Source organism: Streptomyces sp. DH37, assembly GCF_029813835.1.
Taxonomy (GTDB): Bacteria; Actinomycetota; Actinomycetes; order Streptomycetales; family Streptomycetaceae; genus Streptomyces.
Map to the genome: position 1 here is coordinate 1 of NZ_JARVKV010000046.1, position 24,502 is coordinate 24,502.

Consider the following 24,502-nt stretch of genomic DNA (forward strand, 5'->3'; position numbering starts at 1 on the left):
GGGCGGCCGTGCGGCCGCCCACGGCCCGGGGCGCGGCGCGTGGGGGCCCCGCCGGCCCGCCACGTCCGGTGCGCCCCTCCCGGGCGCCGGTGGGGGCGGGCCGGACGGGCCCGCGCCGGTCCGCGCGCCGGAGGCGTCAGAAGCCGCGGGTGCGCTTCGCCGCCCGGCGGCCCGGCAGCGGGGTCTCCTGGCCCGGGGCCTTGATGAACAGGCGGGCCAGCTCGTTCCCCAGGTTGACGCCGATCGCGATCGCCAGCGCCAGGGCGGCGGCCTTCGACAGGTTCCCCAGGCCCTGTTCCAGATGGCCCTGGGCGATGCCGATCAGCCCGAAGTAGATCGCGCTACCGGGCAGCAGCGGGCCGATCGCCGCCGTGATGTACGGCAGCGCCGAGACGAACTGGTAACGCGACATCAGCTGCCCGAACAGGCCCACCAGGCCCGCCGCCGCCGCGGTCGCCGCGACCGGCTCGATCCCGCCGACGTCGGCCATCGCGCCGTACACCAGCCAGGCGACGCCGCCGTTGAGCGTGGCGAGCAGCACGGTGGCGCGCTCCTGCTGGAGCAGGACGCAGAAGGTCAGCGCCAGCAGCATCGCCGCCAGGAGCTGGACGACCGGACGGGTGCGGTGGTCCAGGCCCTCCGGGCTGAAGTTGGCGCCCAGCTCGGCGCCGATGTAGAGCACGAGCAGCACGCCGCAGACGATGCCGACGACCAGGTAGACGACCTCCAGCAGACGCGCGGAGGCGGTGATGTAGAAGCCGGTCAGCCCGTCGTGGACGGCCGCCACCAGGGCTCTACCGGGGATCAGCGGGAACAGCCCGCCGGTGACGACGGCGGACGCCCTGATGTTCAGGCCGAGGTCCGGGGCGTACAGCGCGACCGCCACCCCCGTCGCCGCCGGCGGGATCGCCGCCGCCACGAACTGGTAGAACTCCGGCAGTCCGCGCTGGGAGAAGAACCAGGCGAGCCGGTCGCCGAGCATCGCGCCGACCGCCGCGAGGACGAAGACCAGCCACCCGCCGCCGACCAGGACGGACGCCGCGCCCGCCAGCAGACCGCTGGCGACGGTGAGCGTCCCCTTGGAGTACGGGTGGCGGTTGCGGCGGATCTCGGCGAGGCGGCCGTACGCCTCCTCCAGCGTCACGTCGCCGTCGGTGATGTCGGCCACCAGGCGGTAGACCGCCGCCAGCCGGTTGTAGTCGGTGCCGCGGCGGCGGACCGTCCGGCTCAGCGAGACCGGGTCGTCCACCAGCGACGGCTGGTAGGTGACCGTCAGCAGGGTGAAGGTGACCGTCGGCTCGCAGCGGTCCAGCCCGTACGCGTGCGCGATGCCGAACATCGCCGCCTCGACGTCCTCGGCGCCCTCGCCGCCCGCGAGCAGCAGCTCGCCGATGCGCAGGGTCAGGTCGAGTACGCGCGGCGCCGACGGCCCGTGGTCGGCGTCCTCCTCGTCGGTGCGCCGGGGCCGCTCGGGCACCGGCCGCTCGCCCAGCGGCATCCGGACCATGGTGCGCATCCGGTCCTGCCAGGGCGCGCCCGGCCGCACCAGGTCCCTGATCACCGGGATGCCGTCGGGCGGGGTGAAGGCGGAGCCGTGCTCGGGGGAGGCGGCCTTGCGGACGCCCTCGGGGAGGGCGAACTCGGAGGTGGAGTGCTCGTCCTCGGGCTGCGGCGAGGGGGCCTTCAGCCCCTCGGGGAGGGCGAACTCGGAGGTGGGGTGCTCGTCCTCGGGGGGACCGGGCGGCAGGGGTACGCCGGAGGGCGGGGCGAAGGCGCTGCGGGGCTGGGTCTCTTCCGGTGCGGACCTGCGGTCCTGGGGGCGACCGACCTCGGTCACCGTGCTGTTCCTCATGGTCTCCGGGGCCAAGCTCGTCCGCTCCTCACGCCTCCAGCCGTCATCTCGCACGGACGTGAAACTTCCCGTCCCGTGGAGGGAAATGTCCGTTCCCCTCAGTGAGGATACGGTCGGCACCCCGCCGGGGAGGAGAACAGGAGGCGACCGTTCCGTGTGAGATGCGCTTCAGCCCCGCTCCCCCGGCCGGCCGGGCCGGTCAGCCGCGGGAGCGGTCGGGGGAGCGGTCCGCGTAGGGGTTCTCCACGCCCTCGGGCAGCACGTCCACCGACCGCTCGCCCTCGCCGGCCATCACGTACGCGCCGCCCTCCAGACGCTCGATCAGCCCGCGGGTCCACTGCGCGCCGCTGGCGGCGGTGTGCACCCACAGCTTCATGATCTCGCCGATGTGGCCCCACTCCTCCGGGGCGCCCCCGGGCGTCCAGTGCCGGACGACCTCGGCGCTCCACTCCTCCAGCGCCGCCACGCGCCGCCGGAGCAGCCCGATCGCCTCCCCGCGCGGCAGGTCGACGATGAAGCCGACCCCGGCCGTGAGCACGTCCGGCTTCTCGTCGTGCGCCGTGAGCGCCCAGCGCAGCAGGCGGAAGTACTCCGCGTCGCCCGCGTCCGTCAGCTCGTACTCGGTGCGCGGCGGGCCGCCCGCCGTGCTCGGCGCGGTGTCGTGGGCGACCAGCAGGCCCTGCTTCGCCATCTGCTTGAGCGCGTGGTAGATCGAGCCCGGCTTGGCGTTGGACCACTCGTGTGCGCCCCAGAACTCCAGGTCGTTGCGGACCTGGTAGCCGTGCGCGCGCCCGTGCTGGCGGACCGCGCCCAGCACCAGCAACCGGATCGCCGACATCCTCTTCCCTTCCGGGCCTTCCCCTCCGGCCCCGCCGCGGCCCTCCCGCGCCCACCGCCGCCCAGCGTAGACGGGCGGCGGCGGGCGCCCGGCCGCGGGCGGCGGCGGGGCGCGGGGCGGTGGGGGCGGGAGCGGGGGCGGGGGTCACCGAAAGGACGACCAGTCCGGCTCCGGCAGCGCGCCCGTCTCGAAGACCAGGTCGAAGGCGCCCTTGCCGTCGATCGTCTCGCGGATGATGTCCGCGTGCCCGGCGTGCCGGGCGGTCTCCTCGATCTGGTGGAGCAGGCCCCAGCGCCAGGAGCGCGGGCCGCCCTCGTCCCAGGGCATCCTGGGGGCCTCGAAGGTGTCGTCGAGGGAGGGCACCGCCCGGACCGCCTCCTCGGTCTCGCGCGCCACCCGCCCGTAGAGGTCCAGCAGGCCCTCGACCGTCTCGTCGTCCCTGATGGCCAGGCTGTCCTCCCACCCCTTCGCGCTGGTCTCGAAGTCGAAGGGCTCGCCGCGCATCGTCGCCAGCGCGCCGCGCTCGCCCACCGCGACGTGCTTGAGGATGCCGGCCAGCGAGAACGCGCTCACGGTCGGCCTGCTGCGCGCCTGTTCGTCGGTGAGGCCGTGGAGGGCCCGGCGGATGCCGCCGCGCTGGGCCTCCAGGTAGGCGAGCAGCGCTCCGCGCTCGTCGCCGCGGGCCTCGGAAGCGACAGGAACGGGCATGGGTGGTTCTCCTCACACGTCGGTCGTCGGGCCACCGGTCGGCCCCTTCACCGATAACGACGCTATGAGGTCTCGGGGACGGAATCTGTCCTCAATGGGCCCGACGGCGGATCGGCGGCGGGTTTTTCCACCCGGTACGGGTCCGCGCGGGCCGCCGCGGGGTGGTCTCCGCCGCGGCGGCGGGCGTCACAGCGGGAAGGCGCCGCCGCCCCGCCGGACGGTGACCCGGGTGAGGGTGGTGAAGGCGTCCAGCAGCGCCTCCCCGCTCGCCCGCTCCGCGCCCGGGCGCCCCTCGGCGCCGAGGGCGGTGACGGGGGCGCCCTCCACCGTGGCGCCGTTGACGTGCACGGCGCCCGCCCGGATCCGGCGCGCCACGCGGACGCCGCGCTCGGCGTCGGCCGTGTGCACCGCGGCGCTGAGCGCGTACGGCACGCCGTTGGCGAGCCGTACCGCCTCCTCCTCGCCGTCGAAGGGCACCAGCAGGGCGACGGGGCCGACCACCTCCCGGCCGAGGATCGCGGCGCCGTCGGGTATGCGGGTCAGGACGGCCGGCGGCACGAGGCTGCCCCGGGTCTCCCCCCGCAGCAGCGCGACGGCCCCCTCCCGTACCGCCCGGTCGACGGCGGCGGTGACGGACTCGGCGAGTCCGGGGGAGATCATGGGACCGATCTGGGTGTCGGGGTCGGCCGGGTCCCCGATCCGCAGGGTCGCCGCCCGGGCGGTGAACCTGGCGGTGAACTCCCCGGCCACCGCGCGGTCCACCAGGATCCGGCTCGCCGCCAGGCACATCTGCCCCTGGTCGACGAAGCGGCTGAACACGGCCGCGTCCACGGCGCGGTCCACGTCGGCGTCGTCCAGGACGACCAGCGCGCCGCCGCGGCCCGTCTCCAGCACGGTCCGCTTCAGACGGGCGGCGGCGACGGCGGCGACGCGGCCGCCGGTCCCGGGCGAGCCGGTGAAGGACACCACCCGCGGGGCCGGGTGCTCGATCAGCGCGTCGCCGACCTCGTCCACGTCGGTGACGACGACGTTGAGCAGCCCGGGCGGCAGCCCGGCCTCCGCCAGCAGCGCGGCCGGCAGCGTGCCGCCGCAGACCGGCGTCCAGTGGTGGGGCTTGAGGACGACGGCGTTGCCGAGCGCGAGCGCGGCGGCGACGGGCCGCAGGGCGAGCAGCAGGGGGCAGGTGAAGGAGGAGATCACGCAGACGGTGCCGGCGGGCTCCCGGCGGATCCGGACCTCACCCCCGTCCGCACCGCCGTCCGCGGGCAGCGGCTCGGTCCGCTCCTCGGTGTGCGGCGCCAGCCGCGCGGCCTCGCGCAGGCACTCCTCCGCCAGCGCCAGTTCGAGGGCGGCCCGGCGGCGGCTGCCGCCCAGCTCGGCGACGAGCATCCCGGTCAGCTCCCCGGCGCGCTCCCGGAGCAGGTCCGCCGCCCGCGTCAGGACCGCCGCCCGGCCGGCCGGGGCGGTGGCCGCCCAGGCGGGCCGGGCGCGCTCGGCGGCCCGGTAGGCCAGGTCGATCTCCGCGGTCGTGGCCACGGTGATCGACGCCAGCTTCTCCCCGTCGTGGGGGTTGACGTCGATGACGTCCCAGGACCCTCCGCCGGGACGCCACTGTCCGTCTATGTACTGGAACGCCAGGTCGGTGAAGCGTCTCATGCCATTCCTGTCCGTGGGGGGGTAATGGCTGACGGCACGTCATGCTACTGACCGGTGGGGCCGATCAGTCCGATTTGCTGATCCTGTGGAGGAGTTCCCGGGTCTCCTCCGGGCCGAGGCTGTCCCGCAGGAGGCGGTCGAGGACGTCCTCGTACTGGGCGACCTCGTCCGGCTTGTCGACGTAGAGGGCGCTGGTGAGGTGCTCCAGGTACACGATGTCCGAGATCTCGGACTCGGGGAAGCGCAGCAGCGTGAACGCCCCGCTCTCGGCCGGGTGCCCGCCGGTGTCGAACGGCATCACCTGGAGGGTGACGTGGGGCAGCTCGGAGAACTCCACCAGGTGCCGCAACTGGGCGCCCATCACCTCGCGGCCGCCGTAGGGGCGGCGCAGCGCGGCCTCGTCGAGCACGCAGCGGAACCGCGGCGCCTGCTCGGACAGCAGCAGCTTCTGCCGCTCCAGGCGCAGGGCGACGCGGCGGTCGACCTCCTCCCGCGACAGCCCCGACCGGTGGCCGCTGGTGACGACCGCCCTGGCGTAGTCCTCCGTCTGGAGCAGCCCGGAGACGAACTGCACCTCGTACACGCCGATGTGGGAGGCCGCGCCCTCCAGGCCGACGTAGGTCTGGAACCAGTTCGGCAGCACGTCGCTGTAGTTGTGCCACCACCCCGCCACGCTGGACTCACGGGCGAGGCTCAGGAGCGGCTCGCGCTCGGCCTCGTCGGTGATGCCGTAGAGGGTGAGGAGGTCCTCGACGTCCCGCGCCTTGAAGCTCACCCGCCCCAACTCCATGCGGCTGATCTTCGATTCGGAGGCCCGAATGGAATACCCGGCCGCATCACGGGTGATTCCGCGGGCCTCGCGGAGCCGCCGCAGCTGGGAACCGAGCAGGATGCGGCGCACCATGGACCCGTTCGACCCGTTGGCCCCGTTCACTCCGTTTTTCACCGGAAATGCTCCTGTTTGTATTCAGCTCTCCACCCCTGGCACCAGAGCAGTCTGCCACTAACGCCTTCGTTGCGTGCCCAAGCGGTTACACACAATCGAAAGTCGCGCGTGCACGTGCATCTGCCCTTGCATCTGCTGTGGGCATTGGGAACCATGGGGAAAGCACAAGTGCACGCGGGGTCAGGGCACTTGGGCATGTACGCAATCCACCGATGCAGCGCAACGAGCGGAACGCGAAACGGAGCACCACCGCTGACGGGGTCCGCCAGGGCCATGACCGCCGCAATGCCAGGAGTGTCTCGTCATGGGGACCGAAGGACCGACCGTGCTCGACCGGTTATGGCATGACTTCCCGTCGCTCGACCCCGACACGCTCTCCGGTTCGGCCTCCTGCGCGCTCCAGCCGCGCTACGAGGCGGTGAAGACCGCCCGCGAGTTCACCCGGAACGTACTGCTGCGCTGGCGGCTGGCCGGCCACTTCGACACCGTGGCCCTGGTGGTCTCGGAACTGGTGACCAACGCCCTGCGCCACGGCGTGCCGGGCGCCGTCCCCGGCGAGGTCCTGGATCCGCCGGTACGGCTCCACCTCATGCACTGGTCCGGCCGCCTGGTGTGCGCCGTGCGCGACCCCAGCGGGAAGGCGCCGGTGGCCAGGAAGCCCGGCGCTGGCCTTCCCGGCGGGTTCGGCGGCCTCGGCCGCGACATCGGCGACGGTCTCGGCGAGGAGTTCGCCGGCGCTTTCTTCGACGACACGGCGGAGTCCGGCCGCGGGCTCTTCCTCGTCGAGTCCTTCAGCGACGACTGGGGCTGGCAGCCGATGACCGGCGCCCTGCCCGGAAAAGTGGTCTGGGCGCTGTTCCGACTGAACCCCGGACGAGGTACCGGCGTCAGTCCTGTATGAGGTGGTCGAACTCGCCGTCCTTGACGCCGAGCAGCATCGCCTCGACCTCCGCCGGGGTGTAGACCAGCGCGGGGCCGTCCGGGAAGCGCGAGTTCCGTACGGCCACGTCCCCGCCGGGGAGCTTGGCGAACTCCACGCACGCTCCCTGCGAGTTGCTGTGTCTGCTCTTCTGCCAGACGACCCCGTGGAGGTCCCTGGCTGCCATGCCGTTGTACACGTGGGGCATCGGACTCTCCCGGACGGTGCGGTCGGGTGCGGTCAGGGGCTAGAGCGGTCAACTGACCCGGATCATAACGCCGTTCATGTGCGGATGCACGTGAAGATGCACGTGCACGACAGCCTGTCACAGCGTCATGACAACCTGTCGGGAACCGCTTTCACGCCGGCCGGCGGCAACGGGACGGCCCCGTGGACCGGTCGGAGCGGGCGGGTCGGAGCGGGCGGGTCGGAGCGGGCCCGGACGCGGTGTGCGCCCGGACCCGCTCCGGCGGTCACGCCCGTGTTCACATCCGTGTCCACAGCCGTGTCCACGGCCGCGCCGCCCGCGCCGTTCACGTGCCGCTGTCGCCGGTCCCCCGTTCCAGCAGGCCGCGCAGGTCTCCCAGCGCCTCCCGCCAGAACCGCTCGTACGGGCTCAGCCAGTGCTGCACCTCGCTGAGCGGTCCGGCCTCCAGACGGTAGTGCCGCTCCCGTCCCTTGCGGCGTTCGCTGACCAGGCCGGCCTCCCGCAGCACCTTCAGGTGCTCCGAGAGGCTCGGCCTGCGCATGTCGAAGTGGTCGGCCAGTCGTTGCACGGGCTGCGGCCCCTCCACGCGGAGCAGCCGCAGCACCTCCCGCCGCGTCGGATTGGCGAGAGCGGAGAAGAGCCGGTCCTCGCGGAGCCGGTCCTCGGATACGCCGATGGCAGTCATGTTTCCCCCAGGCGAGCCATTGGTCAGGTGGCGGAGAGGAGGAAGCCGGCGCCGTCGGTCGGCGGCTCCGGGCCGCTCGCAGTCCGCTTCGATATCGGTGGTCCCCCGAATGATCCCCCGACAGGCGGCCGGAGCGGAACCCTGTCCCGCCCGCTGAACGGCGGCACCGGCTCCACCGGTCCTTGACCTCAAGCCGACATGAACCCCTACCGTCCGGATCACGGCACCGACGACGTGAGGATCCGCGATGAGCATGGAGACCACCGCGTGGAACGCGCTCTACCAGGCGCGCCACGCCCCGCGCGAACAGCCGCCCTTCTCCCGGGCCACCCTGCGCCGCATCGCGGGCTTCGCCCGCCCGCACCGGCGGCGGCTGACCCTGTTCCTGCTGCTCAGCACCGTGACGGCACTGCTGGCCGTGGCCACTCCGGTGCTCGCGGGCCGGGTGGTCGACGCGATCGTCGAGGGGGAGGCGGCCGGCGTGGTCGGCCGGCTGGCCGCCCTGATCGCGGCCGTCGCGGTGGCCGAGGCGGCGGTCGGGCTGCTGGCGAGGTGGCTGTCGGCGCGCATCGGCGAGGGACTGATCCTGGGCCTGCGCACGGCCGTCTTCGACCACGTCCAGCGCATGCCGGTCGCCTTCTTCACCCGCACCCGCACCGGCGCGCTGGTCAGCCGGCTGAACAACGACGTCATCGGCGCCCAGCGGGCCTTCAGCAACACCCTGTCCTCGGTGGTCGGCAACACCGTCACGCTGCTGCTGACGCTGGTGGTCATGGTGCGGCTGTCCTGGCAGATCACCCTGCTCGCCCTGGTCCTGCTGCCGGTGTTCGTGCTGCCCGCCCGGCGCATGGGGACCCGGCTGGCCCGGCTCTCGCGCGAGGCCGCGGCCCACAACGCGGCCATGGGCACGCAGATGACCGAGCGCTTCTCCGCTCCCGGCGCCACGCTGGTCAAGCTGTTCGGGCGTCCCGAGGAGGAGTCGGAGGAGTTCGCGGTGCGGGCCCGGCGCGTACGCGACATCGGCGTCCGCACCGCCATGGTCCAGCACGTCTTCATCACCGCGCTCACCGTCGTCTCCGCCCTGGCGCTGGCCCTGGTCTACGGGCTCGGCGGCTGGTACGCGCTGCGCGGGCGGCTCGACCCCGGCGCGGTGGTGGCCCTCGCGCTGCTGCTCACCCGGCTCTACGCCCCGCTGACCGCCCTGGCCGGCGCGCGGGTGGAGGTGATGGCCGCGCTCGTCAGCTTCCAGCGCGTCTTCGAGGTGCTGGACCTCGAGCCCCTGATCGAGGAGAGGCCGGACGCCCGCGAGGTGCCCGGCGGGCCGGTGTCGGTGGAGTTCGACCGCGTGAGCTTCGCCTACCCGTCGGCCGAGAAGGTCTCCCTGGCCTCCCTGGAGGAGGTCGCCGTCCTCGACGCGCGCGGCGGCGAGCGGGTGCTGCACGAGGTGTCCTTCCGCGCGGAACCGGGGCAGATGGTGGCGCTGGTCGGCTCCTCCGGCGCGGGCAAGTCCACCATCGCCCAGCTCCTGCCGCGGCTGTACGACGCCGACAGCGGCGCGGTGCGGCTCGGCGGCGTCGACACAAGGGATCTGACCTTCCGTTCCCTGCGCGCCACGCTCGGCATGGTCACCCAGGACGGCCACCTCTTCCACGAGTCGATCCGCTCCAACCTGCTGTTCGCCCGGCCCGGAGCGAGCGAGGAGGAGCTGTGGGACGTGCTGCGCCGCGCCCGGCTCGACGAGCTGATCGCCTCCCTGCCCGACGGGCTGGACACGGTCGTCGGCGAGCGCGGCTACCGCCTCTCCGGCGGCGAGCGGCAGCGGCTGACCATCGCCCGGCTGCTGCTGGCCCGGCCGGAGGTGGTGATCCTCGACGAGGCCACCGCGCACCTGGACTCCACCTCCGAGGCGGCCGTCCAGGAGGCGCTGGCCGAGGCGCTGCGCGGCCGCACCTCCGTGGTGATCGCCCACCGCCTCTCCACGGTCCGGGCCGCCGACCTGATCCTGGTGGTGGAGGGCGGCCGGATCGTCGAGCGCGGCACCCACGAGGAGCTGCTGGCGGCGGGCGGGCGTTACCGGGAGCTGTACCGCACCCAGTTCGACGCGCGGTCCGGCCTCCCGGCCGGCGCCCCGTCCGGACCGGCCGCCGGCGGGCCGGCCAAGGAGCCCGCGGCCCAGGGCCCGGCCGCCTGACCGGGCATCACCTTCGCGGCGGTACGCGGAACTCGGCGCGTACGACGCCCGTGGCGGTCCTCGCCCATCCGGATCAGTCCAGCGCGCGGGACCGCCGCCGGACCCCCACGATGAGGACGGGACCGCCGGGTGGGCGGTCCGTATCGAGCCACTTTCGGGGAGATGCCGCTGTGACCGTCAGTCTTGAGCAACTGCGCCGCTGTTCCGTAGCCGTCGACCTCGGCGCTGCCAGGACCCGGGTCTACCTCAAACGGTTCGGCGTCATCGTGGACGCGCCGTCGGCCGTCGCCGTCAACACCCGCTCCGGCGCCCTGATCGCGGTCGGCGCCCCGGCCGAGCGGATGGTGGGCCGCACCCCCGAGCACATCCGGGTGGTGCGGCCGGTGTCCAACGGGACCGTGGTGGACATCGACATGGCCCGGCGGATGCTGCGCGCCCTGGTGGGCGACCGGATCCGCCGGGCCTGGCGGCGCAAGCCGATGCTGCGCGCCGCCGTGTGCATCCCGCACGACGCCGAGCCGCTCGTCCAGCGCGCCGCGGTCGAGACGCTCACCGGGATGGGCGCGCGGCGGGTGGAGCTGGTGGACAGCCTCATCGCGGCGGCCGTCGGCTCCGGGCTGCCGGTGGAGGAGCCCGAGGCCACCATGATCGTGATGTGCGGCGCGGCCAGCTCGCACGTCGCGGTGCTCTCGCTGGGGTCGATCGTCGCGGCCGAGACGGTGCCGGTGGGCGGCGAGATCATCGACCGGGCCGTCATCCAGCACCTGCGCAACCAGCATGAGCTGATGCTCCCCCACCAGGCGGTCCAGCCCCTGCACCTGGCCCTGTCCGTCGCCCCCTCGGAGCAGTCCGAGGCCGAGGTGTACGGCCGGGACGTGTCCACCGGGCTGTTCCGCACGGTGAACGTGGACACCGAGAGCGTGCGCGCCGCGATCCGGCCCCCGCTGACGGCGATGGTGGACGCCATCCGCAGCGTGCTGCGCCAGTGCCAGCCCGATCTGGTCGCCGACCTCGCGGACCGCGGGGTCATGCTGGTGGGCGGCAGCGCGCTGCTGCCGGGGCTGGACTCGATGCTGCGCCAGGCCACCGGGATGCCGGTGCACGTCGCCGAGCAGCCGGCCGTCTGCGCGGTGGAGGGGCTGGGCGCGATGCTGGAGGGACGGATCCGGCTGCTGCACCGCGACCCGCTCAGCCGCTGACGGCCACGGGCCGCCGGCCCCTCCTCCGCGCGCGCCGTCCCGCGGCGCCGGCGCGCGGACGGCCGCCGCGTACGCCGGCCGGGCCGGCGGACGCCCCGGAGCCCGCGCCGCGGAGCGCGGCGGCACGTACCCCTCCGGCGGCCGGCGCGAGCGCGTGTGGACGGCTCCCGTGCCCCGGCCCCCGCGACGGACGGCGGGGGCCGGGGCGCGCCGGGTCAGCCGTTCAGGGCGGGGAACCCGAAGCGGCGCGCGGGCCGCGGCGGTCCGGACGGCAGCGGCCCGGACGGCAGCGGTCCGGCGGCCTGCCGCCAGGCGGGCTCGGCGGGGCCGAAGCCCGGATCGGTGCTGATGTCGGGGCCGAGGACGGCGGTCCCGGCGCGGGGGGTCTGCGCGGGGGTGCTGTCGGTCGGGCCGCCGCCCGTCGCGGGCCGCACCTCGGTCACGGCGGCCTCCGCCTCCCGCTCGCCCGCGCCGGTCAGCCGCTCGTACAGCGCCTGCGCGTCCGCCGGCAGGTCACGCCGCCACCCGCACGCCACCACCGGCCACAGCAGCAGCATCGCCCCGCCCAGCGCGCACCTCACCCCCACCTCCACCCGGCAGCCGCCCTCCCACGGCCACAGCCGGAAGTCGAACCGCGGCACCTGGCACCCCAGGGGCGTCCACATCCGCTGCCCCTCGAACGACACCCGCGCCGGCGGCTCGTGCACCACCCGCCGCAGCACGCACTCGCGCCGCCGTCCGGGAAACCGGTAGCGGTACGCCTCCCCCGGTCCGGCCGGGCGCGCCGACGTCACTCCCGAGTGCCAGACGGCGAGATTGCACCCGTCGGCCAGGTACCCGAACACCTCCTCGACCGGCAGCGGTATCGACACGTACACCCGCACCTGCGGCATCCGGCACCTCCTGCGAGCAGAGCGCCGGCCGCACGATCGACCGGGCACCCCCGTCCCGTCCGGGCCTACCCCTACACAGCCAGGCTGGGGTCACCGGGGGCCGCTGTCCTGCGCTCGCGGGCCGTTCGGGTTACCCCCGCGGGCGCTCCGCCGTACGGGGTGCCCGCGGGGGCGGGGAGGCAGGGGTGTCGGGGACGCCGGAGACGCCGGGGACGCCGGGGACGCCGGGGCTGTCGGGGACGTCGGGGAGGAGCCAGCCGGAATGGCCGGGCGGCTGCGGGGGGACCCAGATGTTCCCCGCCGCGACCAGCGACCGGTACACGCACCACCAGACCCTCGCCGGGGCCGTACGGGCGCTCATGCGAGCGTCAGGGGTCGGGGGTCGGGGGCGTGCCCGTCCCCGGAGGCGGGTACGGCGGCGACGCTCCAGTTCCACAGCCGGCTCACCGCGTCCAGGTCCAGGTCGTGGCCCTCCTCCCACAGCCGGGCCGCGGCGGTGAGCACCGACCGCCGGTCCTCCGCGGGGCCGCCGGGGCGGGCGGGCAGCATCGGCACCACCGCGCTGGCCTTCAGCCGCACCGCCTGGTGGCGGCGGGCGAACGCGGTGAGGGTCTGCCGGGGGCCCGCCTCGATCAGCAGCATGTCGTCGGCCGCGAGCAGCTCGTCCAGCGCGGGCCTGAAGTAGACGGTGTCGGTGAGCTGGCGGGCCCAGAAGTCCGGCCGCAGGGCGTCCTCGGGGCTCAGCGGCCCCCCGGTGTAGCCGGAGTAGAGGGGGAGCGCGGGCGGGCGCAGCCGTACGCCGCGGTAGGCCCGCTCGACGGCCTCGGACGCCGGGGCCATCGCCGGGCAGTGGAACGGGCTGGTGGCGGGGACGGCGACGACGGTGCGGCCGTCGGCGCGCAGCGCCGCCTCGACCTCGCCCAGGGGCGCGGAGGAGCCGGCCAGCATGGTCTGCTGGCCCGCGTTGACCGCCGCGATGGCGACGTCGCCGCGCAGGTACGGGCGCAGCGCCTCCTCGGAGGCGGCGACCGCGAGCATCCCGCCGGGCGGGATCCTCACCGCGTGCCGCACCCTCTCGCGCATCATGCCGACGGCGTCGGGCAGCGACACCACGCCCGCGAAGACCGCGGCGACCAGCTCGCCGGCGCTGTGGCCGAGGAAGGCGGTGGGACGCACGCCCCAGCCGAGGACGGTGCTGCCCAGCGCGTAGTCCACGGCGAACAGCAGCGGCTGGGCGCGGCGCACGTCGTCGATGTCGATCTTCGGCGTGCGGGTGACGCCGTCGGCGAGCCAGTCGGCCCGGACGTCCGGACCGTCCTCGCCGAACAGGTCGAGCACGGCGTCCATGGCGGCGGTGAACACCGGCTCCCGGCCGTACAGTCCGGCCGCCATCGCGGCGTGCTGGGAGCCCTGGCCGGGGAAGAGGAGGGCGACCGGGCGCGGACGCCCGGTGACGACGGCCCTCGCCCCGTCCACGGCCCGGGCGGCCCGGTCGGCGGTGGTCACCGCCGCGGCGCGCACCCGGCCGGGCGTCCGGCCGCAGGGCACCGCGGTGGGCAGGACGGGGAAGGCCTCGGGGAAGAGCCGGTCGACCATCGGGCGCAGCTCGCCGCGCACCCGGGCCTCGTCGGCCTCGTCCCGGCCGGACCACAGCAGCAGCCGTACGCCGCCGGGTTCGGTGCTCCGGCCGCCGTGCCGCAGGGGACGGGTCACGGGGGACGCGTCGGGCCCGCCGGGAGTGCCGTGGGCGTCCGGGGCGTCTGCGATGTCCACGGTGCCTGCGGTGCCTGCGATGTCCACGGTGCCTGCGGTGCCTGCGGTGTCCACGGTGCCTGCGGTGTCTGCGGCGTCCGAGACGTCCAGGACTCCGAGGACGCGGTCGCCGTCCGCCACGGCCTCGGCCGCGCGCCGCACGGCGTGGACAGTGACCGCGTCCGCCCGGGGTTCGCCGAACCCGGCGACGAGCGCGAGGTCGACGTCCTTGGCGAGCAGCCCCCGGTGCGCCAGGCGCAGCGCGCGGCCGGGCGAGGAGGCCGTGTGCACCGGGAAGCCCTCGTGCTCGGCGCCGAGGCCGTCGGCGGTGCGGGCGGCGCCGACGAAGACGGCCGTACGGGCGGGCAGGTCCTCCGGCGCGCGGCCGAAGGCGCGCAGCACCGCGGAGACGGCGGCGGCGGTCGCCGTGACCGGCTCGCCGGAGCCGGTCTCCCCGGCCGGTGCTCCCTTGGTGCTGACCACGAGTCTGCGGACCACGGCGGTGTGGTCGGTGAGCGGCATGCGGGCCCTCCTGTCGACGGCCGGATCCCCGGCGGCGGATGGCGGTTGGGTGACGGCGGACGGCGGGTGGACGGCGGGTGGACGGGACGGAGAGCGGAAGCGGCCGCCCTGCCGGAGAGCGTTCGGCAGGGCGGCCCGGGGACCGGCTCAGGCGGGGGAGGCCTGGCCGGAGTTGATGAGGTCCAGCAGGGCGTGCGGGGTCTCCGCGTCGACGACCGCGTCGTCGGGTATCGCGATCCCGTACTCGCGCTGGATCTGGCCGATGACCTGGAGCAGGGCGAGGGAGTCGTAGCCGAGCTCGATGAACGGGGTGTCCAGGACGTCGCCGTCCAGGTCCACGCCCTCCTCCTCGCCGGCGCTCTCGCGCAGCATCCGGGTCAGGTCCGCCAGGGTCACCTCGGTCTTCGTGGTGGTCGTGGACATGGTGGGTTCCTCTCTCTGTGGTGTGCGCGGTGGTGTGCGGTGGTGTGCGGGGATGCGGCGGTGCGTGTGGGGGGTCGGGGGCCCGCGGGCCGGGTCAGTGGGCGCGGCGCAGGACGAGCGCCGCGTTGAAGCCGCCGTGGCCGCGGGCCAGCACCAGCGCGGTGCGCAGGTCGGCCTCGCGGGCGCCGCCGGTGACCAGGTCGATCCGGTGGTCGGGGTCGGCCCCGGCGACGCCCGCGGTCGGCGGGATGACGCCGTCGCGCAGCGCCAGCAGCGCGGTCGCCACGTCGAGCGCGGCGCCTCCGGCGAGCAGCCGCCCGGTCATGGTCTTGGGCGCGGTGACGGGTACGCCGCGGGCGCCGAAGACGTCCTCCAGCGCCCTGGCCTCGGCCCGGTCGAGTTCGGGCGTGCCCGCCGCGTCGGCGAAGACGACGTCGACGTCGGCGGGGGTCAGCCCGGCGTCGGCCAGGGCGTTCTCGGCGGCCCGGCGCAGCGCGGGCGGGCGGCCGCTGCCGGGCGCGGGGTCGAGGGTGGCCGCGTAGCCGGCGACCTCGCCGTAGACGCGCTCCGCGCCGCGCTCCCGGGCGGACTCGGCGTCCTCCACGATGAGGATCGCCCCGCCCTCGCCCGGCACGTACCCGCTCGCCTCCGGGGAGAAGGGCAGGTAGGCGCGGGCGGGGTCGGACTCGGTGCTCATCAGGCCGGAGGCGATCTGCGGGACCCAGCCCCAGGGGCACAGGGCCGCGTCGACGCCGCCGGTGACGACCACGGGCACGCCCTTGCGGACGTGGCGGCGGGCGTGGCCGATGGAGTCGATGCCTCCCGCCTGCTCGGTGAGGAGCACCCCGCTGGGGCCGCGCATCTTGTGGCGGATGGAGATCTGGCCGGTGTTGACCGCGTAGAACCAGGCGAAGGACTGGTACGCGCTGACGTACTCCTTGCCCTGGCTCCACAGGTTCTGCAGCTCGCGCTGGCCGAACTCCACGGCCCCGCCGGAGGCGGCGGTGACCACGCCCATGCCGTACTCGGGCAGGTCGCCCGGCACGATCCCGGCGTCGGCCACGGCCCAGTCGGCCGCGGTGAGGGCCAGGCGGGTCATGTGGTCGGTCTGCGGCATCAGCCGGCTGGGGATGTGGTCCTCGGCGACGTAGCCGGGGACCTCGCCGCCGACGGTGGAGGGGTACTGGCCGGGGTCGAAGCGGGTGACGCGGCCCAGGCCGCTCTCGCCGGCCAGGGTGGCCCTCCAGTAGGCCTCGGTGCCCAGGCCGTTGGGCGCGGCGATGCCCAGTCCGGTCACCACCGCGGTGGCCCGCCGGGCCGGCGCGGCCGCCGGCGCGGTCCGTGCCGCCGGCGCGGTCGGCGATGCGGTCATCGGACGCTCCTCTCCGGCCGGGCGAGCACCATGGCGCTCTGGAAGCCGCCGAAGCCGCTGCCGACGCTGAGCACCGTGTCGGTCCTCTTCTCCCGGGCGGTCAGCGGGATGTAGTCGAGGTCGAGTTCGGGGTCGGGCTCGTGCAGGTTGGCGGTGGGCGGCAGGACGCCGTGCTCCATCGCCAGGGCGCAGGCCGCGATCTCCAGCGAACCGATGGCGCCCAGCGAGTGGCCGATCATCGACTTGATGGAGCTGACCGGGGTGGCGTACGCGTGGTCGCCCAGGCTGCGCTTGAACGCCCCGGTCTCGTGGCGGTCGTTCATCTTGGTGCCGGAGCCGTGGGCGTTGATGTAGTCGATCGCCGTCGGGTCCATGCGGGCCTCGTCCAGGGCGGCGTCGATGGCCTCGGCCATCTCCCGGCCGTCGGGCTTGAGGCCGGTCATGTGGTACGCGTTGCAGCGGGCGGCGAAGCCCGCGATCTCCGCGTAGACGCGGGCCCCGCGCCGGCGGGCGCTCTCCAGCTCCTCCAGGACCAGGATCGCCGCGCCCTCGCCGAGGACCAGGCCGCTGCGGGTCCGGTCGAACGGGCGGCAGGCGCTCTCGGGGGTGTCGTTGCGGGGGGTGGTGGCGTGGATGGCGTCGAAGCAGGCGGAGGTGATGGGCGAGATCGGGGCCTCCGTCGCCCCCGCGATCATCACGTCGCAGGTGCCCTCGCGGATCAGCTCGACCGCGTGGCCGAGCGAGTCCAGGCCGGAGGTGCAGCCGGTGGAGACCACCGCCGCGGGGCCCTCGGCCCCGGCCTCCTGGCCCACCTCGGCCGCCATCGAGCTGGGGACGAAGTGCCGGTACAGCTCGGGCACCGCGTACTCGTGGTCGACGTTCCACTTGCGGCCGCCGTCGCTGACGACCACGTACTCGCGCTCCAGGCTGGTGGTGCAGCCCACCGCGCTGCCGAGCGAGGTGCCGATCCGGGCCGGGTCCAGGGCCGAGGTGTCCAGACCGCTGTCGGCCAGCGCCTCGCGGGTGCTGACGACGGCGAACTGGGCGGCCCGGTCGAGCCGGCGGATCTCCTGCGGGCTCAGGCCCGCCGCCGCGGGGTCGAAGTCGCACTCGGCGGCGACCCGCGAGCGGAAGGGGGAGGCGTCGTAGAAGGAGATCGTACGGGTCGCGGTGCGCCCCGCGGTGAGCAGCTCCCAGTACTCCTTGACGCCGACCCCGCCGGGGGCGACGACGCCCAGACCTGTGATCACGACTCTGCGTACCACCGCTTACCTCCCCTTCGACGGGACCGGGTGCCGCTCTCGGCACCCGGCGGTTGGAACTGTGCGGGCCACTGCCGTTCCCTTCGTCCGTGACGCTCTCGTGGCGCTTCCTGGGGGTTTCGGCGGCCGGGGCGGTTCGGGGTTCCTTCCCTCCCCGCCCCGGTGCCGGACCGGACGACCGCCCGCTCGTGACGTGCCGCCGCTCCCGGTGCACTCATGGTTGAAGCCGTCCCTCGACGGGGACTCGCGCCCCTCTGGATGGGCCGGCGGACGCCGCGACCGGGCACTACAGCGGGACGTTGCCGTGCTTGCGCTCGGGCAGGTCGGCCTGCTTGCGGCGGAGCATGGCCAGGGAGCGGGCGAGGATCCGCCGGGTGTCGGCGGGGTCGATGACGTCGTCGACCAGGCCCCGCTCGGCCGCGTAGTAGGGGTGCATCAGCTCCGCCTTGTACTGCTCGACCAGCTCGGCGCGGGTGGTCTCGGGGTCGTCGGAGGCGGCGATCCGCCGGCGGAAGACGACGTTCGCGGCGCCCTCGGCGCCCATCACCGCGATCTCGTTGGTGGGCCAGGCGTAGGTCAGGTCCGCGCCGATGGACTGGGAGTCCATCACGATGTACGCGCCGCCGTAGGCCTTGCGCAGGACGACGGAGACGCGCGGCACGGTGGCGTTGCAGTACGCGTACAGCAGCTTGGCGCCGTGCCGGATGATCCCGCCGTGCTCCTGGTCCACCCCCGGCAGGAAGCCGGGCACGTCGATCAGGGTCACCAGCGGGATGTTGAACGCGTCGCAGGTGGAGACGTGGCGGGCGGCCTTCTCCGAGGCGTGGATGTCCAGCACGCCCGCCAGCTGCCGGGGCTGGTTGGCGACGATGCCCACCACCTGGCCGTCGATGCGCGCCAGCGCGCACACCACGTTGGGCGCCCAGGCCTCGTGCACCTCGAAGTACTCGCCGTCGTCGACGATCTCCCCGATCACCGCGCGGACGTCGTAGGCCTGGTTGCCGTCGGCGGGGACGAGGTCGGCCAGCGCCTCGCAGCGCCGGTCGGCCCGGTCGCCGCCGCGGACGGCGGGCGGCATTTCGCGGTTGTTGGACGGCAGCAGGGAGAGCAGGTAGCGCACGTCCTCCAGGCACTCGGTCTCGTCGTCGTAGGCGAAGCCGGCCACGCCGGAGGTCGCGGCGTGCGCGTCGGCGCCGCCCAGCCCGTTGTGGGTGATCTCCTCGCCGGTGACGGCCTTGACCACGTCCGGGCCGGTGATGAACATCTGCGAGGTCTCGCGGACCATGAACACGAAGTCGGTCAGCGCCGGGGAGTAGGCCGCGCCGCCCGCGCACGGGCCCAGCATCACCGAGATCTGCGGGATGACCCCGGAGGCGGCGGTGTTGCGGCGGAAGATGCCGCCGTAGCCGGCCAGCGCGGTCACGCCCTCCTGGATGCGGGCGCCGGCCCCGTCGTTGAGGGAGACCAGCGGCGCGCCCGCGGCCCGCGCCAGGTCCATCACCTTGTGGACCTTGGCCGCGTGGGCCTCGCCCAGCGCCCCGGCGAAGACGCGGAAGTCGTGGGCGTAGGCGAAGACGGTGCGGCCGTGGACGGTGCCCCAGCCGGTGACCACCCCGTCGCCGTGCGGCTTCCTCTCCTCCAGGCCGAACCCGCTGGCCCGGTGGCGGCGCAGCGGCTCGATCTCGGTGAAGGTGCCCTCGTCGAAGAGGACCTCCAGCCGCTCGCGCACGGTGAGCTTGCCCTTGGCGTGCTGCCGGCGGGTGGCGTCCGGGTCGGGGCCCCGGCCCACCTCCTCCTTGAGCCGGAGCAGTTCGGCGGTGGCCCGGCGCAGGTCGGGCCCGGGTTCCGGGGTCCGGGCGGACTCCCGGCCCGGTGTCCGGTCGGGGGCGGATGCGCTCGTCGTGAAGTCGTCGAGGATCGTCATTCGCCGAACGTAGGAACGCCGCCTCGAGGTCGGCTGGAGGAACCGGCCGGTCAGCGCACCGCGTGCACCGTGGCGTCCAGCTGCGGGTCGCCGGAGAGCACGGCGTGGTGCAGCCGCTGGAGCTTCGGCGACGGCTCCATGCCCAGCTCGTCGATGAGCGTGTTGCGCAGCCGCTGGTAGGCCTCCAGCGCCCGCCAGGAGTTGCCCGAGCGGTGCAGCGCCACCATCAGCTGGGCGCAGAAGTTCTCGTGCATCGGGTGACGGGCCGACAGCACCCGGAGTTCGGGGACGAGTTCGGTGTGCCGGCCCAGCCGCAGGTCCGCGTCGATGCGCCGCTCCAGGGCGGCCATCCGGTCCTCCTCCATGCGCAGCACCTCCAGCTCCAGGACGCTGCCGACCCGGACGTCCACCAGCGCGGGGCCGTGCCACATGTTCAGCGCGCGGCCCAGCAGTTCGGAGGCGGCCCGGTCGTCGCCGGCGTCGTAGGCGGCCCGGCCGGACGCGGCGAGCTGCTCGAACTCCTGGACGTCCACCTGGCCGGGCTGCACCTGGAGCAGGTAGCCGCCGTGCTGGGTGACCAGGACGTCCTTGGCCTCCCGCGACGGGTCGTCCTCCAGCGCCACCGCGATCCTGCGGCGCAGCTGGAGGATGTAGGTCTGCAGGGTGGTGGCGGCGCTGCGCGGGACGTTCTCGCCCCAGATCTCCTCCATCAGGGTCGGCACGGTCACCACGTGATCGGCCTGGAGGGCGAGCAGTGCGAGGATCTGCCTCGGCTTGGCGGCGCTGGGGACGACCGGGACTCCCCGTTCCACCGCGGTGAGCGGTCCAAGAACTTTGATCTCCATGGTGTGCTCTCCCCTTGTCGAGCCGTACCCGCCGACGGTCCGCCTGGCGGTTCATCTCGGAGCATTGAGTGAGGCTCGCACGGGGCAGGAGCGGCGCACAGTGAACCGCTCACGAGCGTAATCATGAAAATGTCATGCCCCGGTGATGACATGGGCACTGGGCGTCGCGGCGGCGCGGATCCCACAATCCTGACCACAGGAATCGAACGCACAGCCGTCCGACTCACCAGGGGGTTTCCACATGGGTTCCAACGTGTTCACGGCCGTAGCGAGAGACAACGACACCGCGGAGGACCACCGCTTCGCCGAGCTGGCCGCCCGCACCGGTCTGGAGCCCGACCTGGGCAGGCGCTACGCCGCCGACCCGGTCGCGGTCCTGTCCGAGTTCGGCCTGTCGGCCGCCGAGACGCCCTACGGCGACGTGACGGACCCCGTGGCGATCCTCGCGGAGTTCGGCCTGTGCGCGTCCGAGCCGCTCTACCTGGGCGGTCCGGTCGTGGTCGAGGACCTGGAGCACGCCGACGCGTACGGTGTCGTCGCGGCGTCGCTCACCTGCTGGCGCTCCACCAACCCCGTCTCCCTGCCCGCGCAGGGTCGGTGAACGCGTGAGACCTTGCGAAGAGGCTGCCGAGGACGGCCCCTTCGTGGGCTTCCGCCACCACCTTCGCGCCGAGGTCGTGCCCGGCGAGGCCGTCTACCTGCTCTCCCCCCGCGGGGTCAGGGCGCTGTACGGCCGGCCCGCCGAGGCGCTCGCCCCGCTGCTGGACGGCACGCGCACCGTGCTCGGCGTGCTGCGCGAGGTCCGCTCCTCGGTCTCCCCGGTGGAGGCCGGCCGGATCATCGGCGAGCTGGCGCGGGCGAACCTCGTCGGCTACCGGACCTCCCCGCAGGAGGGGGCGGACGTCTCGGCGGCGGCCTACTGGGAGCTGGCCGGGCTGGACGGCGGCAGCGCGGGCGCGGCGCTGGCCCGCACCGCCGTCCGGCTGGTCACCGTCGGCGGTGTGGACGGCGACGAGGCCCGGGCGGCCTGCGAGGAGTCCGGGCTGAGGGTGCTGGGGCCGGCCGCCGGGGCGGGGCCGGAGGGGGGACCGGAGGACGGCGGGGAGGCGAGCAGGAACGTTTTCTCGCTGGTGCTGTGCGACGACTACCTGGCGCCCGGCCTGCGGTCCGTGGACGCCTGGCACCGGGAGCGGGGACTGCCCTGGCTGCTGGCCAGGCCGTACGGGGACGAGCCCTGGGTGGGCCCGGTGTTCCGGCCGGGCGAGGGAGCCTGCTGGGCCTGCCTGGCCCACCGGGTGCGCACCCACCGCCGTTCGGAGATCCCGCTCCAGCGGGCCGTCGGCGCCGACGCGCCCCTGCCGCGGCCGGTCGCCTCGCTGGCCGCCGGCCGGGTGATGGGCCTGCGGATGGCGGTCCTGGAGGCGGCGAAGTGGCTGGCCGGGGTGCGCAACGCCGAGCAGGACTCCGTGTGCGTCCTGGACACCCTCAACCTGCGCACCGGCCACCATCCGGCGCACCGGCGCCCCCAGTGCCCGGAGTGCGGCGACCCGGATCTGGTGGCCGAGCGCGTGCGGCGGCCGGTCGTGCCGGTGTCCCGCCCGAAGGCCGCGGGGGGCGGGAGCAACGACCGGGCCCTGACCCCGGAGCAGATGCTCCGGCGGTACGGCCACCTGGTCGGCCCGGTCACGGGCGTCGTGCGCGAGGTCCGGCGCGACACCCGGCTGCCCGAGGGCGTCAACTGCTACGTGTCCGGCCACAACCTGGCGATGGACACCCGTACGCTCGACCAGTTGCGCGGCGGGCTGCGCACGCTGAGCGGCGGCAAGGGCGTCACCGCCTTGGAGGCCGAGGTCGGCGCGCTGTGCGAGGCGGTGGAGCGGTATTCGGCCACCCGCCAGGGCGACGAGCCGACGGTGTCCGACAGCCTGGACGGCCTCGGGGAGCGGGCCATCCACCCCAACGCGTGCCAGCTCTTCGACGAGCGGCAGTTCCGGGACCGGGAGCGCTGGAACGCGGCCGTCTCCCCCTTCCACCAGGTGTGCGCGCCCTTCGACACCGGGCGGCCGGTGGAGTGGACGCCGGTGTGGTCCCTGACCGGCGGGACCCAGCGGCTGCTCCCCACCTCCATGCTGTATTTCAGCCACACCGCCGCCCCGGACGGCCCCCAGCCCTGCGCCGACTCCAACGGCAACGCCGCGGGCAGCAGCCTGGAGGACGCGATCGTCCAGGGCTTCCTGGAGCTGGTGGAGCGCGACGCGGTGGCCCTGTGGTGGTACAACCGCACCCGCCAGCCGGCCGTGGACCTGGACGCCTTCGACGAGCCCTGGCTCGCCGGGGTGCGGGAGGCGTACGCCCGGATGCGCCGGGAGCTGTGGGTCCTGGACCTCACGTCCGACCTCGGGGTCCCCGTGATGGTGGCGCTGTCCCGGCGCACGGACAAGCCGGCGGAGGACATCACGCTCGGGTTCGGGGCCCACTTCGACCCCCGGCTGGCACTGCGCCGCGCCCTGACGGAGATGGGTCAGCTGACGGCGTCGGTGGCGGGCGTCGGCCGGGACGGGAACGGGGCCGGATACGGCGCGGCACCCCCCGACCTGCTGTCGTGGTGGGCCGGAGCCACTGTCAGGAATCAGCCATACTTGGCTCACAGCCAGTCATCCGGTGCGCTGTCCCCCGGCCACTACGCCCACACACCGCGCCATGATCTCCGGGACGACCTGCGTGCCGCGCAGGCGCTCGTCGAATCCCGGGGGATGGAACTGCTCGTACTCGACCAGACACGTCCTGACGTGGGAATTCCGGTGGTCCGGGTGATCGTGCCCGGGCTGCGCCACTTCTGGGCGCGTTTCGCCCCCGGCAGGCTGTTCGACATACCCGTGACACTCGGCCGTCTGGACCGGCCCACTCCCTACGACAACCTGAATCCGATTCCGCTCTTCGCTTGATTTCGGACGCCGATCCTCTGCGGTGGCCAGTCAGAACCGTTGGCCAATACGATGCGGACGATCCGCGGCCCATGTCAGGTTTTCAATCGAGGAGCAGCCTGGTGCCCAGCAGCCTGGACAGCGCCTCTTCCGTCCGGGCTCCCGCGACCGCGGGAGCCCGGACACCGTCCTTCCGCCGGGGGGAGCACCACGAGCTGCCCGCACCCACCCTCGCCAAGGTGATCACCATAGCCACCGTGGTGTACTACGCCGCGATCGTGGTGCTCAACGTCCTGTGGAGCAGGGCGCGGCCCGGTCAGGTGCTGATCTGCGTCGTGTGCGTCACCGCGCTCTTCGTCGTGCAGCTCCTGCACGTCCTGCCCGGCGCGCGGCGGTGGCCCGCGCCCCGCCGCTACGTGATGCTCGCCGTGCAGGCCGTCCTGACCTACCTGCCGTTCCTGCTGTTCGGCCTCAACTGGGGCACCATGGCCGGCCCGCTGGCCGGGTCGATGCTCCTGCTGCTCCCCGGCAGGATCGCCTGGCCGCTGTACGGGCTGATCGCGTGCAGCATGCTCGTCATGACCGTCTCCTCCGGTCTCGACTGGGTGATGGTCTCCTACATGACGGCCGGGTCGATGATGGCCGGGCTGATCATCTACGCGATGGCGCGGCTGAGCGACCTCGTCGCCGAGGTCCACGCCTCCCGCGCGGAGATGGCGCGGATGGCGGTCACCGAGGAGCGGCTGCGGTTCGCCCGGGACCTGCACGACCTGCTGGGGTACAGCCTCTCGGCCATCACGCTCAAGAGCGAGCTGACGTACCGCCTGGTGAGCACCCGGCCCGACCGCGCGCGGGAGGAGATCGCCTCCATCCTGGAGGTGTCCCGGCAGGCGCTGTCGGACGTGCGGCGGGTCGCCAGCGGCTACCGCGACATGTCGCTGGCGGAGGAGGCGGAGTCGGCCGGCTCCATCCTGGCGACGGCGGACATCCGGGCGGAGGTGGCCGTCTCGTGCGGCCGGCTGCACCCGGTCACGGACACCGTGCTGGCGACCGCGGTGCGGGAGGGCGTCACCAACCTCCTGCGCCACAGCAAGGCCCAGACGTGCCTGATCTCGGTCACCATGGAGGAGGAGACGGTCCGGCTCAGGCTGGTGAACGACGGAGTGGCGGGGCAGCGCCCGGACCGCTCCCCGTACAGCGGCAGCGGACTGGGCAATCTGCGCACCCGGCTGGTGGCGATCGGCGGCCGGGTGGAGGCGGGCGTACGGGAGGACGGCCGCTTCGAACTCGTCGCGGAGGCGCCCGTGCGGCCCAGGAACGTACCGGCTTCGCCGGAGGGGAACGGCCTGGGCGCGGTGAGCACGGCGAGATCCGCGGCCTGAT

Annotated in this window: 20 protein-coding genes; 6 read left to right on the plus strand and 14 right to left on the minus strand. The window is 74.3% G+C overall.

Annotated elements, in window-relative coordinates:
* Positions 1 to 136: 136 nt before the first annotated feature.
* From QC029_RS21030 to QC029_RS21050, 5 genes are all read right to left on the minus strand, one after another.
* On the minus strand, positions 137 to 1,837 hold the full coding sequence (locus tag QC029_RS21030; RefSeq protein WP_279557278.1) for a threonine/serine exporter family protein: 1,701 nt from the start codon (positions 1,835 to 1,837) through the stop codon (positions 137 to 139).
* A gap of 214 nt (positions 1,838 to 2,051) precedes the next feature.
* Positions 2,052 to 2,690 (minus strand): PadR family transcriptional regulator, encoded by a 639-nt coding sequence (locus QC029_RS21035; protein ID WP_279557279.1) that lies wholly within the window; start codon positions 2,688 to 2,690, stop codon positions 2,052 to 2,054.
* 144 nt (positions 2,691 to 2,834) lie between these two features.
* The gene (locus QC029_RS21040) at positions 2,835 to 3,398 is read right to left on the minus strand and encodes a DinB family protein (RefSeq protein WP_279557280.1); all 564 of its coding nucleotides are present in this window, start codon (positions 3,396 to 3,398) and stop codon (positions 2,835 to 2,837) included.
* Positions 3,399 to 3,584: 186 nt separating this feature from the next.
* Positions 3,585 to 5,054 carry an aldehyde dehydrogenase family protein gene (locus tag QC029_RS21045; RefSeq protein ID WP_279557281.1) on the minus strand — a complete coding sequence of 490 codons (1,470 nt, stop codon included), beginning with the start codon at positions 5,052 to 5,054 and terminating at the stop codon, positions 3,585 to 3,587.
* Positions 5,055 to 5,118: 64 nt separating this feature from the next.
* Entirely contained in the window at positions 5,119 to 5,958 is an 840-nt protein-coding gene (locus QC029_RS21050) for a helix-turn-helix transcriptional regulator (RefSeq protein ID WP_279557322.1), read from the minus strand.
* Between the two features lie 346 nt (positions 5,959 to 6,304).
* Here QC029_RS21050 and QC029_RS21055 point away from each other — a divergent pair, with 346 nt between their 5' ends.
* Positions 6,305 to 6,901: an anti-sigma regulatory factor gene (locus tag QC029_RS21055; RefSeq protein WP_279557282.1), complete on the plus strand. Its 597-nt coding sequence runs from the start codon at positions 6,305 to 6,307 to the stop codon at positions 6,899 to 6,901.
* Here the strand turns inward: QC029_RS21055 and QC029_RS21060 are convergent.
* Together QC029_RS21060 and QC029_RS21065 are read right to left on the minus strand one after the other, a co-directional pair.
* A complete protein-coding gene (locus tag QC029_RS21060) occupies positions 6,888 to 7,127 on the minus strand; it encodes a DUF397 domain-containing protein (RefSeq protein WP_279557283.1) in 240 nt (79 codons plus the stop codon). The two genes, QC029_RS21055 and QC029_RS21060, sit on opposite strands and share 14 nt — an antisense overlap.
* A gap of 325 nt (positions 7,128 to 7,452) precedes the next feature.
* The gene (locus QC029_RS21065; RefSeq protein WP_279557284.1) at positions 7,453 to 7,812 is read right to left on the minus strand and encodes a helix-turn-helix transcriptional regulator; all 360 of its coding nucleotides are present in this window, start codon (positions 7,810 to 7,812) and stop codon (positions 7,453 to 7,455) included.
* Positions 7,813 to 8,059: 247 nt separating this feature from the next.
* Here QC029_RS21065 and QC029_RS21070 point away from each other — a divergent pair, with 247 nt between their 5' ends.
* Entirely contained in the window at positions 8,060 to 10,003 is a 1,944-nt protein-coding gene (locus QC029_RS21070; protein ID WP_279557285.1) for an ABC transporter ATP-binding protein, read from the plus strand.
* Positions 10,004 to 10,173: 170 nt separating this feature from the next.
* Complete coding sequence (locus tag QC029_RS21075) at positions 10,174 to 11,202, plus strand: rod shape-determining protein (protein ID WP_279557286.1); 1,029 nt, start codon at positions 10,174 to 10,176, stop codon at positions 11,200 to 11,202.
* A gap of 215 nt (positions 11,203 to 11,417) precedes the next feature.
* Here the strand turns inward: QC029_RS21075 and QC029_RS21080 are convergent, their stop codons facing one another.
* The 7 genes from QC029_RS21080 to QC029_RS21110 form a co-directional block, all read right to left on the minus strand.
* Positions 11,418 to 12,095, minus strand: a complete 678-nt coding sequence (locus QC029_RS21080; protein ID WP_279557287.1) for an SRPBCC family protein — start codon at positions 12,093 to 12,095, stop codon at positions 11,418 to 11,420.
* 357 nt (positions 12,096 to 12,452) lie between these two features.
* The gene (locus tag QC029_RS21085) at positions 12,453 to 14,369 is read right to left on the minus strand and encodes an acyltransferase domain-containing protein (protein WP_279557288.1); all 1,917 of its coding nucleotides are present in this window, start codon (positions 14,367 to 14,369) and stop codon (positions 12,453 to 12,455) included.
* A gap of 147 nt (positions 14,370 to 14,516) precedes the next feature.
* Positions 14,517 to 14,792, minus strand: coding sequence for an acyl carrier protein (locus tag QC029_RS21090; RefSeq protein WP_279557289.1), 276 nt, complete (start codon positions 14,790 to 14,792; stop codon positions 14,517 to 14,519).
* A 94-nt stretch (positions 14,793 to 14,886) separates the two neighbouring features.
* Positions 14,887 to 16,164, minus strand: coding sequence for a ketosynthase chain-length factor (locus QC029_RS21095; protein WP_279557290.1), 1,278 nt, complete (start codon positions 16,162 to 16,164; stop codon positions 14,887 to 14,889).
* On the minus strand, positions 16,161 to 17,429 hold the full coding sequence (locus QC029_RS21100; RefSeq protein WP_279557291.1) for a beta-ketoacyl synthase: 1,269 nt from the start codon (positions 17,427 to 17,429) through the stop codon (positions 16,161 to 16,163). Before QC029_RS21100 ends, QC029_RS21095 begins: the two co-directional genes overlap by 4 nt.
* A gap of 283 nt (positions 17,430 to 17,712) precedes the next feature.
* A complete protein-coding gene (locus QC029_RS21105; RefSeq protein ID WP_279557292.1) occupies positions 17,713 to 19,350 on the minus strand; it encodes an acyl-CoA carboxylase subunit beta in 1,638 nt (545 codons plus the stop codon).
* Positions 19,351 to 19,400: 50 nt separating this feature from the next.
* A complete protein-coding gene (locus QC029_RS21110) occupies positions 19,401 to 20,195 on the minus strand; it encodes an AfsR/SARP family transcriptional regulator (RefSeq protein WP_279557293.1) in 795 nt (264 codons plus the stop codon).
* Positions 20,196 to 20,436: 241 nt separating this feature from the next.
* Here QC029_RS21110 and QC029_RS21115 point away from each other — a divergent pair, with 241 nt between their 5' ends.
* The 3 genes from QC029_RS21115 to QC029_RS21125 all read left to right on the plus strand — a co-directional run bounded on the left by QC029_RS21115 (position 20,437) and on the right by QC029_RS21125 (position 24,501).
* Positions 20,437 to 20,796, plus strand: a complete 360-nt coding sequence (locus QC029_RS21115) for a hypothetical protein (RefSeq protein WP_279557294.1) — start codon at positions 20,437 to 20,439, stop codon at positions 20,794 to 20,796.
* A gap of 4 nt (positions 20,797 to 20,800) precedes the next feature.
* Positions 20,801 to 23,140, plus strand: a complete 2,340-nt coding sequence (locus QC029_RS21120; RefSeq protein WP_279557295.1) for a TOMM precursor leader peptide-binding protein — start codon at positions 20,801 to 20,803, stop codon at positions 23,138 to 23,140.
* 101 nt (positions 23,141 to 23,241) lie between these two features.
* Entirely contained in the window at positions 23,242 to 24,501 is a 1,260-nt protein-coding gene (locus QC029_RS21125; RefSeq protein WP_279557296.1) for a sensor histidine kinase, read from the plus strand.
* The last annotated feature ends 1 nt before the right edge of the window (position 24,502 follow it).

Excerpts from the sequence above, each read along its gene's own strand:
- QC029_RS21035 (WP_279557279.1), bottom strand. The coding sequence starts at position 2,690 with ATGTCGGCGATCCGGTTGCTGGTGCTGGGCGCGGTCCGCCAGCACGGG.
- QC029_RS21040 (WP_279557280.1), bottom strand. The coding sequence starts at position 3,398 with ATGCCCGTTCCTGTCGCTTCCGAGGCCCGCGGCGACGAGCGCGGAGCG.
- QC029_RS21045 (WP_279557281.1), bottom strand. The coding sequence starts at position 5,054 with ATGAGACGCTTCACCGACCTGGCGTTCCAGTACATAGACGGACAGTGG.
- QC029_RS21050 (WP_279557322.1), bottom strand. The coding sequence starts at position 5,958 with ATGGTGCGCCGCATCCTGCTCGGTTCCCAGCTGCGGCGGCTCCGCGAG.
- QC029_RS21055 (WP_279557282.1), top strand. The coding sequence starts at position 6,305 with ATGGGGACCGAAGGACCGACCGTGCTCGACCGGTTATGGCATGACTTC.
- QC029_RS21060 (WP_279557283.1), bottom strand. The coding sequence starts at position 7,127 with ATGCCCCACGTGTACAACGGCATGGCAGCCAGGGACCTCCACGGGGTC.
- QC029_RS21065 (WP_279557284.1), bottom strand. The coding sequence starts at position 7,812 with ATGACTGCCATCGGCGTATCCGAGGACCGGCTCCGCGAGGACCGGCTC.
- QC029_RS21070 (WP_279557285.1), top strand. The coding sequence starts at position 8,060 with ATGAGCATGGAGACCACCGCGTGGAACGCGCTCTACCAGGCGCGCCAC.
- QC029_RS21080 (WP_279557287.1), bottom strand. The coding sequence starts at position 12,095 with ATGCCGCAGGTGCGGGTGTACGTGTCGATACCGCTGCCGGTCGAGGAG.
- QC029_RS21085 (WP_279557288.1), bottom strand. The coding sequence starts at position 14,369 with ATGCCGCTCACCGACCACACCGCCGTGGTCCGCAGACTCGTGGTCAGC.
- QC029_RS21090 (WP_279557289.1), bottom strand. The coding sequence starts at position 14,792 with ATGTCCACGACCACCACGAAGACCGAGGTGACCCTGGCGGACCTGACC.
- QC029_RS21095 (WP_279557290.1), bottom strand. The coding sequence starts at position 16,164 with ATGACCGCATCGCCGACCGCGCCGGCGGCACGGACCGCGCCGGCGGCC.
- QC029_RS21105 (WP_279557292.1), bottom strand. The coding sequence starts at position 19,350 with ATGACGATCCTCGACGACTTCACGACGAGCGCATCCGCCCCCGACCGG.
- QC029_RS21110 (WP_279557293.1), bottom strand. The coding sequence starts at position 20,195 with ATGGAGATCAAAGTTCTTGGACCGCTCACCGCGGTGGAACGGGGAGTC.
- QC029_RS21115 (WP_279557294.1), top strand. The coding sequence starts at position 20,437 with ATGGGTTCCAACGTGTTCACGGCCGTAGCGAGAGACAACGACACCGCG.